This window comes from Ramlibacter sp. (genome assembly GCF_028291745.1).
In the GTDB taxonomy this organism is placed as follows: domain Bacteria; phylum Pseudomonadota; class Gammaproteobacteria; order Burkholderiales; family Burkholderiaceae_C; genus Ramlibacter.
In genome coordinates this window covers 1-14,960 of record NZ_JAQGNQ010000058.1, presented here as the reverse complement: position 1 = coordinate 14,960, position 14,960 = coordinate 1, and the positions used below count along the sequence as shown (strand labels likewise).

General features: G+C 64.8%; 11 protein-coding genes. 3 read left to right on the top strand and 8 right to left on the bottom strand.

Annotated elements, in window-relative coordinates; translation table 11 throughout:
• Positions 1 to 25: 25 nt before the first annotated feature.
• The 3 genes from JWP60_RS10460 to JWP60_RS10450 are packed head-to-tail and all read right to left on the bottom strand — an operon-like array spanning position 26 to position 3,164.
• Positions 26 to 1,408 carry a copper oxidase gene (locus tag JWP60_RS10460; RefSeq protein WP_299790284.1) on the bottom strand — a complete coding sequence of 461 codons (1,383 nt, stop codon included), beginning with the start codon at positions 1,406 to 1,408 and terminating at the stop codon, positions 26 to 28.
• An 11-nt stretch (positions 1,409 to 1,419) separates the two neighbouring features.
• The gene (locus tag JWP60_RS10455; RefSeq protein ID WP_363320837.1) at positions 1,420 to 2,820 is read right to left on the bottom strand and encodes a TolC family protein; all 1,401 of its coding nucleotides are present in this window, start codon (positions 2,818 to 2,820) and stop codon (positions 1,420 to 1,422) included.
• Positions 2,817 to 3,164, bottom strand: coding sequence for a hypothetical protein (locus JWP60_RS10450; protein ID WP_299790282.1), 348 nt, complete (start codon positions 3,162 to 3,164; stop codon positions 2,817 to 2,819). The genes JWP60_RS10455 and JWP60_RS10450 overlap by 4 nt, the downstream gene beginning before the upstream one ends.
• Positions 3,165 to 3,994: 830 nt before the next feature.
• On the opposite strand from JWP60_RS10450, the gene JWP60_RS10445 reads away from it, so the two are divergent.
• Both JWP60_RS10445 and JWP60_RS10440 read left to right on the top strand, forming a co-directional pair.
• Positions 3,995 to 6,232 carry a copper-translocating P-type ATPase gene (locus JWP60_RS10445; RefSeq protein ID WP_299790280.1) on the top strand — a complete coding sequence of 746 codons (2,238 nt, stop codon included), beginning with the start codon at positions 3,995 to 3,997 and terminating at the stop codon, positions 6,230 to 6,232.
• 270 nt (positions 6,233 to 6,502) lie between these two features.
• Positions 6,503 to 7,912, top strand: coding sequence for an MATE family efflux transporter (locus JWP60_RS10440; protein WP_299790279.1), 1,410 nt, complete (start codon positions 6,503 to 6,505; stop codon positions 7,910 to 7,912).
• A gap of 13 nt (positions 7,913 to 7,925) precedes the next feature.
• Here JWP60_RS10440 and JWP60_RS10435 read toward each other — a convergent pair whose 3' ends face one another.
• From JWP60_RS10435 to JWP60_RS10415, 5 genes are all read right to left on the bottom strand, one after another.
• Positions 7,926 to 8,831 carry a Fe-Mn family superoxide dismutase gene (locus JWP60_RS10435; RefSeq protein ID WP_299790278.1) on the bottom strand — a complete coding sequence of 302 codons (906 nt, stop codon included), beginning with the start codon at positions 8,829 to 8,831 and terminating at the stop codon, positions 7,926 to 7,928.
• 38 nt (positions 8,832 to 8,869) lie between these two features.
• Positions 8,870 to 9,694, bottom strand: a complete 825-nt coding sequence (locus JWP60_RS10430) for a DUF1259 domain-containing protein (RefSeq protein WP_299790468.1) — start codon at positions 9,692 to 9,694, stop codon at positions 8,870 to 8,872.
• A gap of 359 nt (positions 9,695 to 10,053) precedes the next feature.
• The gene (locus tag JWP60_RS10425) at positions 10,054 to 10,677 is read right to left on the bottom strand and encodes a hypothetical protein (RefSeq protein ID WP_299790277.1); all 624 of its coding nucleotides are present in this window, start codon (positions 10,675 to 10,677) and stop codon (positions 10,054 to 10,056) included.
• A gap of 18 nt (positions 10,678 to 10,695) precedes the next feature.
• On the bottom strand, positions 10,696 to 11,883 hold the full coding sequence (locus JWP60_RS10420; protein WP_299790276.1) for a chromate transporter: 1,188 nt from the start codon (positions 11,881 to 11,883) through the stop codon (positions 10,696 to 10,698).
• Positions 11,884 to 11,893: 10 nt separating this feature from the next.
• Entirely contained in the window at positions 11,894 to 12,862 is a 969-nt protein-coding gene (locus JWP60_RS10415; RefSeq protein WP_299790274.1) for a chromate resistance protein ChrB domain-containing protein, read from the bottom strand.
• A 119-nt stretch (positions 12,863 to 12,981) separates the two neighbouring features.
• Here JWP60_RS10415 and JWP60_RS10410 point away from each other — a divergent pair, with 119 nt between their 5' ends.
• Positions 12,982 to 14,037 (top strand): DMT family transporter, encoded by a 1,056-nt coding sequence (locus JWP60_RS10410; RefSeq protein WP_299790272.1) that lies wholly within the window; start codon positions 12,982 to 12,984, stop codon positions 14,035 to 14,037.
• Positions 14,038 to 14,960: the final 923 nt, after the last annotated feature.

Sequence of the window (14,960 nt, the reverse complement as noted above, 5' to 3'; positions counted from 1 at the left end):
CTACTTGGGATGCTGGAATGGTGAATCAGTGGCCTTCGTGGCCGGAAGAAGTGGCGCCAGGCTTGCGGACCTGTAGCGTCTGGCTGTCGGCCTTCGGAGCGGAGACACGCGCCGGTGCGGCGAGTTCGCCGGTGTATTCGTACGCGACGGTCTGGGCGGGGTGCTTGTACCAACCCGGGTCCTTGTAGACACCTGGCTGAACGTCGTCGCGCACTTTTACTACGGTAAACATGCCGCCCATGCCAATGGCGCCGAAGGGGCCGGTGCCCGTCATCATCGGCAGCGTGTTGTCCGGAATGGGCATCTCCATCTCTCCCATCTCGGCCATGCCCTTTTCGCCCATCACCATGTAGTCCGGGATGAGCGCTCTCACCTTGTCGGCAATCCCACGCTGGTCCACGCCGATGAAAGTCGGCACCTGATGGCCCATGGCATTCATGGTGTGGTGCGACTTGTGGCAGTGCAGCGCCCAGTCGCCGGCAAGGGCGTCGAATTCGATAGCGCGCATCTGCCCCACGGCCACATCGGTGGTCACCTCAGGCCAGCGTGCGCCCTTCGGAACCCAGCCGCCGTCGGTTCCCACCACCTCGAAGTGCGGCCCGTGCATGTGGATGGGGTGATTCGTCATGGTCAGATTGCCGATGCGGATGCGCACTCGGTCGCCCGTTCTTGCGACCAGCGGGTCCACGCCAGGAAAGGCGCGGCTGTTGATGGTCCACAGATTGAAATCGAGCATGGTGTTCACCTTCGGGGTGAAGCTGCCTGGGTCGATGTCGTACGCGTTCAAGAGGAATACGAAGTCGCGGTCGACCTTGTACTGGCGCGGGTCCTTCGGGTGCACGATGAACATGCCCATCATCCCCATCGCCATCTGCGTCATTTCGTCGGCGTGCGGGTGGTACATGAAGGTCCCGGACCGCTGCAGGACGAACTCGTAGACGAAGGTCTTCCCCGGCTTGATTGGCGGTTGCGAAAGACCTGTGACCCCGTCCATGCCGGACGGCAACAGGATTCCGTGCCAGTGGATGCTGGTTTCCTCCGGCAGCTTGTTGGTCACGAACAGGCGGACTCGGTCGCCCTCCACCGCTTCGATGGTCGGCCCGGGGCTGGAGCCGTTATAGCCCCACAGGTTCGCCTTCATTCCAGGTGCGATTTCGCGCACCACCGGCTCGGCGACGATGTGGAACTCCTTGACGCCATCGTTCATGCGCCAGGGCAAGGACCATCCGTTCAGGGTGACGACGGGGTTGTAGGGCCGGCCTGTCGTCGGTGCGACGGGCGGCTGCATCTGGGGCGAGGTCTGGATGACCGCCTCAGGAAGCGAGGCTGCTGCGACCCGACTGACGGCAGCTGCGCCGAGCACAGTGGCGCCGGCAGTTCGCATAAAGCTTCTGCGGTTGTTGTTCATTGGTTCCGTTTTCAGTGACTCTCAGCTGCCGCCGTCGCGCTGAAGGATGAAGGTGTTGGACTCCCGCCGGGACCAGGCGAGCGGCCGAAAATCGCCGTCTGCAGGTTCGTTTCCGCTACCCAGTAGTCGCGGAGTGCCTCGACGTAGCCGGTGACGCTGGTCACCTGCTCGCGCGAGTCAGCAAGCAGCTCGAACGGCCCGATGAGCATTCCGTTGAAGCGAAGCAGGTTCTCGTCCGAGATTCGCTTGCGCAGGGGAACGACCTCGTCGCGGTAGTGCCTGGCCAAGTCGAATGCGGTGCGGTAAGCGGAGTACGACTCGCGCACCTCGGAGCGCGCGTTCACCGCCACTTGCGCGGTGCGATTGACTGCCTGCATGTAGATGGCTTCCGCGCGCGCCGCGCGGCTCGAGCCGAAGTCGAACAGTGGCAGCTCGATCTCGATTCCGTACCCGTTCTCCCTCGGGGTGCCGGTCTGGCTCTTGTCCTGGTACCCAAGCTGCAGGACGTTCACCAGGCGCGTCGCCTTGGTCAGCCCCAGTGCGCGCGCGGTCGCCTCAGTGGAACGCTTGGCCATCAACACGTCCAGGCGCTTTTCCATGGCCGTCTGTTCGGCGTTCTGCGGCTCCGCAGGCTGCTTCGGCAGGTCCGGCAGGCGGCCCGGTAGCTGGAACTGCACTTGGTCCCCGAAGAGGCCGAGCAGCCGCGTGAGTCGCTCCCGGGCGGCGGTCGCCTGGTGTTGCCCGCGCGCGAGTTGCGCAGTGGAGTCGGCGTAGAACGCCTGTTCACGCATCTGCGTCAGCTTGGGGAAGTTGCCCGCCTGGACCATGCGGCGTGCCAGCTCATTGGACGCATCAGCGGTGTCTTTGACCTGCTTGAAGTAGGTCACCAGTTGCTGCGATGCGACCGCCTCGAAAAACGCCCGACGAACGTCGGCCGCCAAGCCCACAGTGTCAGAGGCCGCTTGGTACTGAGCCTGCTCAAACCGGCGCTGCTCCACCTGCCTGGTCACGGGCATCGTCAGCAGGCCCAATACGTCAAACATGACCGCGCGGTCGATTTCCACCACCGCGGAGCCCGCCAGGCGACCGAAGCTGAAGGAGGGATTGCGAAGACGGCCGGCGCGCACCAGCTCGGACTCGGCGACACCCAGCTCGCCCAGTTGTGCCTGCAGGCCACGGCTGTTCAAGAGAGCAACTTCGACGGCGGAGTCCGCCGTGAGCGGCCCGTTCAGCAGTTCGGTCACGTGGGCACGCGCGCCCTCGGCATCGGACTGCGACCGCCGCACAGCGACGGATTGGCCGGTGCGCTCCTTCGTGAGCTCAGAGACTTTGTCCATCCCGCCATCAGGAGAGAACGAGGCGCAGCCGGCAAGGACCACAACGGACGCGACGACAGCAATGAGGCGCATCATTTCTGGCCGCCTTGCATGTGGTCCATGTCGTGCATGTCGTGCCCTTCATGGCTGGACGCCGCGGCCGCAGGAGCCGTTTTTTGGGCTGCGGCGGGTGCAGCAACTGCAGCCGGGGGGCCGTGACCGCCTTGAGCCGCAGCGGTCGCGCCCGGGCCAACTGCCTCGTTGGCCGCTCGCCAGTCACCCGCGGAGACGTCCTTCCACGGCTTGTAATCCGCGAAGGCGGACTCGAACCGAGGTGCAACTGCAGGCGATTTGCTGTCTGCAGGGTCGCTTTGCGCCTGCGCCAGTATGGGAAGGCACAGCGCCAAGGCCGCTGCCACCCAAAGGGTGTTCTGTTTCATTTCTCGAAGTCATCTGAGCTGTCGACCCCTCGGTCGACGGATGCCCGCGCGTGTGGACGCACGAGCGCCATCAGGCCTCGCGCGGAGGCCTCAATGGGTCAGACGGTTCGTGGAGGCCGCTCGGGTCCGCCCGAGATGAAGCTCGGGGCGGCGGCGGCAAAGGGAGGAAAGGAGACGGAATTCAGCGCCTTGGGAGGCACCACGACCGGCACACTGCTGACGATTGCAGTGGCCGAACAGCACCCCGTGCACAGGCCGCACGAGTCCGCTCCAGAACTAGCGTTGCTGTGGTCAGCAGTGGTCTCCGCGCTGGCCAGCTGGTCTGACGAGCTATCGTGAGCGTGAACTGTGTGTTCATGCCGACCAGCGGCGTGATGTCCAGCATGGTCGTGCACGTGGACGTGTTCATGGGCAGTCGCCAAGCCAGAACCGCCTAAATGCGCATCCAACTCGCACAGCATGCCTGCGGCGACTGCGCCCCGGACCGGAAGCAGCAAAACCAGCAGGATGACAAGCCAGACGCGAAGGGTTTTCACTGATTCAATGCTAGCACGGGGGTGTTGGCCGCAACCCCAGCCATATCACAGCCGAGAACGCATGCAGCCGGTCGAGAGACTTGCCTCGCCACCAACAGTTCCCTGTAGCCACCACCTTTGTCCGCCACCACTGATTTTTGAACACGCATCCTGCATGTTGAGGCTTCCCCCCATGGGAAGGTCAAGTTGCGGCTGCAACCTTGCTGAAACGGGGGATTGGGCCCAGGGCGGTTGACCCTCCCATCATGGGAGGGTTGAAGATGTTCTGCGTGCCGACCCGCCCTAGGAGACAACATGGCTCAACCTACCCCAGTTCACGACCACCATGACGAACATCATGATGACGGCCACGCGCGGCATCACCACCCTCATGTTGGTCCCGCCACGCCTCCGGCCGCTCTGGTCAAGGGCAACAAGGACGTCGAATACACCTGCCCCATGCATCCGCAGGTCCGTCAGATGGAGCCAGGCAACTGTCCTATCTGCGGCATGGCCCTGGAGCCGGTGATTGCGACCACAGACCCCGGTGACAGTCCCGAACTACGGGAGATGAGCCGGCGCTTTTCGATTGGCCTGGTACTTACGCTGCCGGTGTTCGTGCTGGAGATGGGCAGCCACTTCTTCAACATGCACGTCCTGGATGCACAGACCTCGAATTGGGTCCAGTTGCTGCTGACCACACCAGTGGTTCTCTGGGCCGGGTGGCCGTTCTTCGTTCGCGCCGCCGTGTCTCTGAAGACGCGGAACCTGAACATGTTCACCCTCATCGCGCTCGGCACGGGAGCGGCCTGGGGCTACAGCATCGTGGCCACCCTGCTGCCGGGAATGTTCCCGGCCGAACTTCGTACCGCAGACGGCGCGGTTCCAGCGTACTTCGAGGCGGCCGCCGTTATCACCGTGCTGGTGCTCCTTGGCCAGGTCCTCGAGCTCCGAGCTCGTGAAAAGACTTCGGGCGCCATCAAGGGACTCATGGAGCTGGCACCCAAGACAGCGGTCCGTGTGAACCCGGATGGGGCCGACGACACCGTGCAGGTGGATGCTATCCAAACTGGTGACATGCTGCGCGTGCGGCCTGGGGAGAAGATTGCTGTTGACGGTCTCGTCATGGAAGGCAAGGCCAACGTCGACGAGTCGTTGGTCACCGGCGAGCCCATTCCCGTCGCCAAAGCACCTGGCTCCAAGGTGACGGCCGGCACCGTCAACCAAACCGGCAGCTTCGTCATGCGTGCCGAGAAGGTTGGCGCGGATACGCTGCTCTCGCAAATCGTGCATATGGTGGCCGCGGCCCAGCGTAGCCGCGCGCCCATCCAGCGCCTGGCGGACCAGGTCGCTGGCTGGTTCGTTCCGGCCGTTGTCCTTATCGCTGTGCTCACCTTTGCAACGTGGATGTTCTGGGGACCGAGCCCGAGGTTCTCCTATGCGCTCACGGCAGCCGTGGCCGTCCTGATCATTGCATGCCCTTGTGCACTGGGATTGGCGACGCCGATGTCCATCATGGTGGGCGTCGGGCGCGCAGCTCAGAGGGGCATCCTCATACGCGACGCTGAGTCTCTGGAGGCTCTGGAGAAGGTCGACATCGTCGTTCTGGACAAGACCGGAACCCTCACCGAGGGCAAGCCCAAGGTCGTTGATATCAAGCCAGCACCCGGCTTCAGCGCCGAGGACGTTCTGCAGAAGCTGGCGAGTGTGGAGCGCGCCAGTGAGCATCCCCTGGCGCTCGCAATCATGAACTCCGCGTTGGAACGCAAGCTGGAACTGGCCCCGGTCGAGGATTTCGACTCTCCGGTTGGCCGAGGAGTAGTGGGTCGCGTACAGGGGGCTGTCATCGTCTCCGGTAACGCCAGGTTCTTGGAAGAACACGGCATCGACACTTCAGCGCTGAACGTCCTGGCCGAAGCGCAGCGAGCGAACGCCGCGACGGTCATCTACGTTGGCATTGGAGGCAAGCTCGCCGGGTTTGTGGCCATCGCAGACCCAGTCAAGCCAACGACTGCAGCGGCCATCAAGGCGCTGCAGGGAGAAGGCCTTCGCCTCATGATGCTGACCGGTGACAGCCAGACAACGGCCGCGGCGGTCGCGCATCAACTGGGCATCACTGAGGTCGTCGCCGAAGTCAGGCCTGAACAGAAGGCGGAGGTGATTCGCAAACTGAAGGCTGAAGGGCACAAACCCGCTTTTGCCGGTGACGGTGTCAACGATTCCGTTTCCCTGAGCGAGGCCTCGCCGGCAAGCATTTCGGTCTCGGGCGGCTCGGACATCGCCATCGAAGCGGCGAGCGTCACGTTGCTGCACGGCGACCTGATGGGCATTGTGCGAGCGCGCAAGCTCTCTCGCGCAACGATGAAGAACATAAAGCTGAATCTTCTGTTCTCGTTCGCGTTTAACACGGTAGGTCTGGCACTTGCCGCTGGCGTCCTCTACCCGTCCTTCGGACTGCTGTTGTCGCCCGTTGTAGCGGCGGCGGCCATGGCGCTGTCCTCCGTCAGCGTCATCGTCAATTCACTGCGTCTGCGGACTGTGAACATCGACTGACCGGGGAACCGGCTTCTGGCTCGGGCCGGCGAACACAAGCAAGCTGTCGCCGAGAAGCACGCATGCAGGCAAGTCGCGAGCAGCGCCCAAGCGCTTGTGGCGCTCGCAGCGCTCACCTTGGCTGGCGGTTGCACGCCGGTCGGCGGTCGTGCCTATAATTCGCTTCGCTTCGGTCAGTCCGAGGCCATCGGGCCCTTACGCAGCCGCCCGGCGTCCAAGACCAGCCCGGTCCAAGCGCTGCTCCGATCCCCACAAGGGTCAGGAGCGCTTATGACGCAGCGTGCCACCGCTTCTTCTGCATCATCCCCGGCCGCAAAGCCTGCGCCGCCGCATTCAGCTGCGGCCCGATCCAAGCTTCTGCTCGAGGGGCCGATCTTCCCCACATTGCTGCGGCTCTCGGCGCCCAACGTTCTGAATCTGCTGGCGTTCGTCGGCATGATTACTTTTGATGGATTTTTTCTCGGGCGCATCAGCACCAACGCGCTTGCGGGCGCGTCGTTGGCATTTCCATGGGTCATGCTTGTGCTGCAGACCACGAACAGCGGAATGGGCGCGGGCGTGTCGTCCGCCGTGGCACGCGCTCTCGGCGCCGGCCGAAGGGACACCGCCGACGAACTCGTGTTCCATGCCTTTCTGCTGGCGATCGCGCTTTCGGCGGTCTTCTCAACGGCGATGCTGCTGGGTGGACCGTACATCTTCCGCGCGATGGGCGGCCGCGAGGAGATGCTCAGCGACGCGCTCGCCTATTCGAACGTCGCGCTGGGCGGTGCCGTGTGCATCTGCGTGATGAACCTCCTGGCGAACGCGGTACGCGGAACGGGCAACATGGGCCTGCCGGCTGTTCTGCTGGCAGCATGCGTGATCCTGCACATCGCGATCTCGCCGCTGCTGATCTCCGGCTGGGGCCCGATACCGGCGCTGGGTCCGGCGGGAGCCGGCTTGGGGTTGGTGATCCCCTTCGCGCTGGGAGCGTTCGCGATCATCGGCTATCTGCGTTCCTCCGCCGCCGGCATTCGACTGGATTTCCACGGCATCGCGCCACGCTGGGAACTGTTCGCCGACATTCTCAAGGTGGGCGTGCCCGGCTTGGTGAATACCGCGATCACGAATCTCTCGGTGGTGTTGCTCACCGGGATTGCCGGGCAATTCGGGGCGCAAGCCGCAATCGCTTACGCCATGGGAGCGCGTCTCGAATACATCATGCAGCCGGTGGCGTTCGGATTCGGCACCGCCATCGTCACGATGGTGGCGACCAACTGGGGCGCGAAACAGTATCAGCGTGCGCAGAGCATCGCCTGGACGGGCGCACTGACGATTGCAGCGGTTTGCGGGACCATTGGATGGGTAGCAGCACTCCAGCCGAACCTGTGGCTCACCCTGTTCAGCGCAGACCCCACAGTGGCGCGGCTGGGAGCGCTTTACCTGCGCATCGTTGGTCCCTCTTACGTGTGCTTCGGGCTGGGGCTCGGGCTGTTTTTTGTGAGTCAAGGTTATCGCCGTGGTTTTGCGGCAATGAGCGCAAACGCCGCTCGGTTGTTCGTGAGCGCGGCAGGAGCACTTGCGGCAATTTACTGGCTCGACGCAGGAATTACGGGATTCTTCGCGGCAGTCTCACTGGGCTTTGTTCTCTACGCGGTGCTTCTCGTCTACACAGTTCTGCGCATCAAGGTGAACCCGTAGGTAGGTCTCGTCCTCAGACCTTTGGCTGCACCGGCCGGCCGGCCTGTTGCCAGGCGGACATGCCGCCGCGCAGGAAGCGCGCCTTGAAGCCCGCTGCCCGCAACCGCAATGCCGTGGCGCGTCCCACGTCATGGCCGTAGACGCAGTACACGACCACGGGACGGCGCGGATCGAGCTCACCGGACCATTCGGCGACCGCCGCCGGGTCGCGCCGCTGGGCACCGTCAATCATCTCTTGCGACTGCGCGAACGGCCCGTCACGCCTGACGTCCAGGACCAGGTCGTTGTCGATCTGCTGCGGCTCACAGGCAAATGGCTCGCTGGCCGCATGCACGGCAGCCTGGTAACGCTGATAGACCGCCTGCCAGCGGATGTTGCCCATGAACGCGTCAACGTACCCCGCCGCTGCAGCACCGTAGTCGATGTGGTACGCGTGCTCGTACATGTCGAGGGCCAGCAGGGGCACCCCACCGGCAACTGCGTGGGTATGGTCCGCCGCCCACTGATTCACGAGTGTGCCCTCGCGCGGCAGAAACGTCAGCAGCACCCAGCCGGAGCCTCCTGCCAGCGCCTTGCCGCAAGCGCTGAACTCGGCCTGCCAGCGCTCCACGCTGCCGAAGTTCGCGGCGAGCGCCAGGGCCCAGGCGGGATCCATCGGCTGCTCGCCAGCGCCGAGGCTGGCGAAATAGAGTTCATGCAGCAGCATGGAATTCATCGCGATCAGTTCTTCGCGCTTCAGGCCGTTCCACGAGAACCCGGGCGCAGTTGCAGGGTCGAGTCCTGCGAGCTGAGCGCGCAGCGCATTGAGGCGCTTGACCGCGCCGCCGTAGTTGTTGGCGTGATGACTGACCATCAGTCGTTCCGACAGGCCGCGAAGGCTCGCTGGCTCGAAGGGCAGCGGCATGGGTTGCAGTTCCATGAGGTCTCCTCAGTGAAGAATGAAAAAGCTCGGCGACATCAGTGCATGGATTTCTGCGTCTGCACGGCGTTGTTGACCGCCGTCGCCAGGTCGCTTGCCCTGCCCTTGCCCCAGTAATGCAGGAACATGACGCGCGGGTTCTCGTTGGTCATGTGCTGGTGGATGGCGACGATGTTGATGCCGCTGGCGCGCATCGACTTGAGCACCGACTGCAACTCGTCCTCGCGCATCGCGAAGTCGCCGTCGACCACCGCGCTGTCGTCGCTCCCCGCGAAGGCGGCCCAGGTGTTCACGCCCATCTGGTTGCCCACCGTCATGCCGTGCATGCGGGTGCTGCGGCCCAGCGTGAACTTCACCATGCCGTCCTTGGTGTCCGGCTTGGCACCGAGGATCTGCGCAAGGGGGGCCGCGGACAGGCTGCTGGTCGTGGGAAACTCGCCGGCGAAGTGGCCCGCAGGGGCGGCCTGCGCGGCGCGAATCTGCGCCACGCGGTCGTACACCGCCTTCACGCCGGCAGCCAGCTTGCGTGCGTCTCCCGAGCCGCCGATGTGCATGAAGTACACCCTGGGCTGGTCGAAGAAGAAGTGGTTGTGCAGGGCAGTGACCTCGAGTCCTGCGTCGAGTGCCGCGCTCATCGCCGGGTTCACTTCATCCTCCAGCAGCACCGTATCGCCCATGACCATGGTCGCACGCCCCATCGGCGTGAAGGCAGCATAGGAGGTCAGGCCCTGGAAGGGTGTCAGCGGCGCGCCATCGACGGTGATCTTCACGTCGTCGCGCGGCTTGCTCACCTTGAATACGTTTTCGGCCGCGTCGTAGCTGCCTTTCAGGCCGGTAATCGATTCAATGGCTGCAGTGTCCATCGGCGCGGTGGCGGCCTGGACGCAGGGGCCGGCCAGAGCCAGCGCAATACAAAGGGAACGAAACATTCGGACTCTCCTTGTGAAATCCCCTCATTTCCTCACCTGTCTTTTTTATTGATCCTCAATGTTCAGCGCCCTCTGCAGCTATGGATGGCGCATTTGCATCAGCTTGCGGTCCAAGAGGTCGTAGGTCAGTTCGATGACGTTGCCACCATCGGCCACCAACAGGACGGCCACAGGTTTGTGCTGCTTGATCGCCAAGGGCCAATGAGCAGGCCAGGACCGGTTCTTGAAGATGGCACTCTGACATGTCATGTCTCCCTAAAGATTGCCCCACTCTCGAGCGTGCGCCTGTGGCGTCAAGGGTGCGCGGCACCGTACCCGAATTCATCGAACGCGGTCACGCTGTCGGCCTTGGTCCACACGCCCACCGCGCCCGGTCCGCCGATGTGCTTGTCTTCGATCTCGATCGCGCGCTTGCCGTCCAGAGCCACAGCTATGTGCGTGCCGGCAAATTCGACCCGAAGGGTGTGCCAGACGCCGCCCGCCACCGGCGCGTCGACGTACTTCAGTGTCTTGCGCCGGCCGCCCTCGGTGTAGTAGAGCGATACGTTGTTCTCCAGCGCATTGGCGCGTGCGACGTAGTAGTTGTCGCCATCCTTCCAGCGCCAGACGACGCCCCCGGCCTGGTCCTCGCGGCCCGAGATCGGCTTGAATTTCACCTCGACGAAACCGTCGGTGATCGCCGTGCCGCTCTTGACGCACCACGGAAACGTGCCGCTGCCGCTTTGCATCAATACCTTGGATTTGCTCGGCGCAGTGGGGTCGGCCGCGACCGCCCAATGTGGCTTGCCGCTGCCGGTGACGCCGCAGATCCAGCCCATCGGCGGAGCGCCGACCGGGTCGGTGTCGAAGTTGGCGCTTTGCGCCAGGGCACTGGTCGACACGAATGAGGCCAGCATGGCCAGCGGAATCCTGATCATCGCGAACTCCTTGCCCGCTCACCCACGGACCAACAGCGGATGCACCACGAGGCCGATCAGCGCCGCGACGACCACGATCGCTGGCTCGGGGACCTTCTTGAAGCGCCACAAGACAGCCACCGTGATCAACGCCAGCGCCGCGGTGACCCAGTCCGTGATCGAGCGCTGCCCGATCACGATCACCGCGCCGGTGATGGCGCCAATCGCGGCGGCCGTGACGCCATCGACGAAGGCAACGATGGCCGGGCGCTTGCCGTACTTCTTGAAGTAAGGTGCCGGCAGGATGGTGAACAGATAGCAGGGCAGGAAGGTCGCGCCTGCGGCCACCACAGCGCCCCAGAACCCCGCCACCAGATAGCCGATGAAGCCGGTGGTGATCACCACCGGTCCCGGAGTGATCATCGCCACCGCCACGGCGTCGACAAACTGGCGATCGGTGAGCCAGGCGTACTCCTTGACGACGCCGCCATAGAGGAAGGGCACGATCGCCAGGCCACTGCCGAACACGAAGCTGCCCGCATAGGCGAAATAGGCGCCGATCTGGCCCAGCTTGTGCCAATCGACCGCACCGGCGGCGAACGAGGCGGCCAGTGGCGCAGCGACCGCGTGTACGCGGCCGGTGAATTTCGGCGGCGTGCGCCACAGCCAGACCAGCACGCCGCCGCCGAGGAACACCCAGACGATCTCCGATTTGGTGATCACCGTGACGGCCGCACTGGCCAGAAAGATGGCCCACAGCAGCTTGTCGCGGCCGATGTTCTTGGTCGTCAGCTTGTAGGCACTCATGGCGATGATTCCGATCACCGCCGCACCGACCCCGTAGAACACCGACTGCATCCAGCCGATGCCGCCGTAAGCCACGTACGCGGCGCCAATCGCTACCACCATGAAGAACGAGGGCAGCACGAAGGCCAGGCCGACCAGTGTCGCGCCGCGCACCCGGTAGTGCACGTAGCCGAGATAGATCGCCAGTTGTGCGGCCAGTGGCCCGGGCATCAGCTGCGCGAGCGCCAGGCCTTCCTTGTAATCGCTCTCGGAAATCCAGTGGCGTTTTTCCACCAGGTCGCGGTACATGTAGCCGGCCAGGGCAACCGGACCTCCGAAGCCCCAGGTGCCCAGGCCCAGCATGTAGCGCACCAACTCCCACAGCGTGTAGTTGGCGGCTGCCGGTTGCCCGATCGCTTCGGTGGCGGCCATGTCGTTCATCTGTTTCTCCTCAGGTCTTCGGGCCTGCGGCGGCACGCGTGAAATGGGCATACAGCGAGTCGAGCATGGTTGTCATTTCGGCCAGCAAGGCGTCGTCATCGTCCAGGCGCTCGCGCGCGCCGGCGATCACCGCCTCGAATCCGATCGCTTCGGGCACCGGCTCCCCGCCCACGTCCAGGTGATGCACGAGTCTTGCAAGCCGCGCCAGCGCAGGGTCTGCCTCCAGGCCGAAGCTGGCCGACAGGGTCTCGAAGGTGACGCGGTCGCCGACGTGCGTGAACGCCGCGCCGTCGAAGTCGAACCCGAGCGCCGACTTCGGGCAATCCGCTGGCCGCTGCAGCCACTTGAAGCGGGCGTCCGGGTCGATGAAGCGCCGGATCAACCAGGCGCTCGCGACCCGGTCCACCCAAAGCCGGCGGCGCGTCGCCCAGGTGCGGCCGCGGTAGTCCGCCGCATTCAGCCTTGGTATGCCGCCTTGCGTCTCGTGCGGCTCCTCCGGCGAGAGCAACTGGTCGATGCGGCGATTCAGGTCGGTCCAGGCGGCGTGAGCCTCCGCCGACGCATCCGCCGGAAAGAAGTCGATGGCGCGCACGGCGTCGTACTCGCGCTGCAGCTTGCGCTGCAGGCGCGTGAGCTCACTCGTGGAGAGGCTGCCGACGCTGGGGTTTGCGTCCTTCCAGGACTTGCGCAGTTCCGCGTATTCCGCGTTGCGGTCGAACAACTGCCGCCACGCCTGGGTCTCCTCGGTCGCGCGCGGCTGCACGTCCATGAGCCACGCGACGCCACCTTCGCGGGCGCATTCGTCGCCCAGTTCGCGCAGGGCCTGCTCGCGCTCACCGTCGGCGGGCAGCAGGTAGGCACCGTCGCGAAGCGCCATGCAGCCAAGGGCCTTGAGCCCGCGCCACACCCGCATGCGCGCGGTCGCACTCGGTGTCGGGAGGGAGACGACCAGCAGCAGCCAGCCCGGGTCTGAAAGCATGTCGCGACTATAACTCGTGCGTAGCGTATGCTACAAACATGATTGGACGGCGGACGCTGTCATCGGTCGGTCTGGCCGCGGCTGCCGCGCCCGGAGGCGCCGCTTTACAGTCACAGACCATGTTGTTCGCGTCGTCCCGTTGGCCCGCATCGCGCGGCGGCTTTCTTGCCGTGCTCGCCGCCGCTCTGTTCGGCATCAGCACGCCCCTTGTGCAGCGGGCGGGGCAAGGTGTCGGTGCCTTCAGCACCGCGGCCCTGCTGTATGCCGGTGCTGCCTTGCTCGGCGCCTTGCTGCGCCGGCCCGCCGAACGCGAGGCCAAGGTCCGCCGCAGCGACCTGTCCCGGCTGGTGGCGATGGCGGCTTTCGGAGCAGTGATCGGGCCAGTGGCGCTTGCCTGGGGTTTGCAGCACACCAGCGGCACGAGCGCGACGCTGATGCTGGCACTGGAGGCACTGTTCACCGCCCTGTTGGCCCGTTTGCTGTATCACGAATCCATGGGCCGGCGCGTCTGGATCGCGATGCTGCTGCTGCTCGCCGGCGGCTTGCTGCTGGTCCTCGACCGAAGTGCCGCCGGCCAGGCACAGTTCCTCGGCCTCCTCGCGGTACTGCTGGCCACGGCATCCTGGGGCATCGACAACACCCTGTCGCGCGGCGTGGCGGAGCGCGACCCGGCCCAGGTGGTGCTCGCGAAGGCTTCGCTCGGCGCGCCGGCGGCGCTGCTGCTGGCGCTCGGCTCGGGCGAATCCTGGCCGCGGTGGGGACAGGTCCTGGCCCTGCTCGCGATCGGTGCCACCGGCTACGGGCTCAGCCTGCGGCTGTACCTCCTCGCCCAGCGGGCGTTCGGTGCTGCCCGCACCGGGTCGGTCTTTGCGTTCGCGCCCTTCATCGGGGCGGCGGTGGCCATTGCGCTCGGGGAGCGCGGGCTGAGCTGGGGGATGGCGGGCGGAGGCGCGCTGATGCTGGCCGGGGTCGTCGTGCACCTGTACGAACGGCACGAGCACGAACACCTGCACGAAGCGCTGGAGCACGAACATGCCCACCGGCACGATGACGGGCATCACGAGCATGTGCATGATCCGATACGCGCAGGAGAGCACAGCCACGCTCACCGCCATGAACCTGCGCGCCACAGCCATCCGCACGTGCCGGACGTTCACCACACGCACCGGCATTGAAGCGCAAGGAGGTGGGCTGGGGCCCTACTCCATGCCCTTGCGACGAATCGCCGTAACGTGAGGACCGAGCTGGGCGAGCGAGTTGCTGCGCAACCTCGAGCTGCTCCTCTTCGCCTCACATGGCCGCAGGTTTTTTCGCATTGGCCGCACGTCGCTCCGCTATACGCCTGTGCCAGATCTGGCAGACAGGGCTTATCACGCCGTCCGTTTGCTTGGGGGAGGCGCGTCTCCCTCGGTGGCCAACGGCTTTGTCAGGAAAGCGGCCCAGTCCTCCATCAGCCGGCGTGCGGGACGGGAAAGTCACTGTTTTCCCAATGAAAAAGCCCCTCGCGGGGGCGTTTTCAGAGTGCGTGCTGGCGGAGAGGGCGTCCGCGAAACTTGAGCACTGGCGCGCCCTGCGGGACCGATTGGCTCTCCTACCCCACAACCTAGCCACCTACCCAACAGCCGCTTGGCTCACGCAGAACAATGCTGCCTCCATTGTGCGCCGCAGGCGGTAGACCGCTTACTTTCGCGAGCAGTACGCCGTACGCGAGGCGCATCGCCCGCTGTCCAGATTTCCGCGGCCACTTCTGTTTCTCGTGTCGCCTGACATTTACGGGGCGTACCCCGCTTCATGGGTATGCAGTGCGTTGCCTGCGGACCATGTGTTGCGCTATCGATCGGCAGTGTGCCCAACCGGCAAGCCCGTGCGCAGCAGGAGCCAGCGCCACTTCGCCACGGCATGAAAGACCTGGGTTTTGCTGGGCGTTTCATGCATCGCCCGGCCCTGCCTCATTTCCAAAGTGATGGTGCTGGTGGCCGACCTGCTGCATGGCAAGGAAGAACACGTTTGGGGTGACTCCGGCTATCGCGGAGCGCAGAGCCGCGTGGAGCGCAAAAACCTGCAATGGCACATCGCCGCGCGACCTACCGACATCGCC